Origin of the sequence: Pseudoalteromonas sp. SIMBA_162, from assembly GCF_046535955.1 — a bacterium.
Classification (GTDB): Bacteria; Pseudomonadota; Gammaproteobacteria; order Enterobacterales; family Alteromonadaceae; genus Pseudoalteromonas; species Pseudoalteromonas marina.
In genome coordinates this window covers 1-266 of the sequence record NZ_JAWJBQ010000529.1, presented here as the reverse complement: position 1 = coordinate 266, position 266 = coordinate 1, and the positions used below count along the sequence as shown (strand labels likewise).

At 60.5% G+C, this 266-nt stretch carries 1 protein-coding gene; it reads left to right on the top strand.

From position 1 onward, the window contains the following. On the top strand, nucleotides 1–266 hold a 266-nt coding region (locus R0J88_RS20795; protein ID WP_410900995.1), incomplete at both ends, for an AIR carboxylase family protein.

Genomic DNA, 266 nt, shown 5'->3' with positions numbered 1-266 from the left:
AGGTGATTATTGCGGGCGCAGGCGGCGCAGCGCACCTGCCTGGTATGATTGCCGCCGAAACGCTGGTGCCAGTGCTGGGCGTGCCAGTACAGAGCGCCGCACTGAGCGGTGTCGATAGCCTCTACTCCATCGTACAAATGCCGCGCGGCATTCCGGTGGGTACGCTGGCGATTGGTAAAGCTGGCGCGGCAAACGCGGCGTTACTGGCAGCACAAATTCTTGCGACTCATGATAAAGAACTGCACCAGCGTCTGAATGACTGGCGC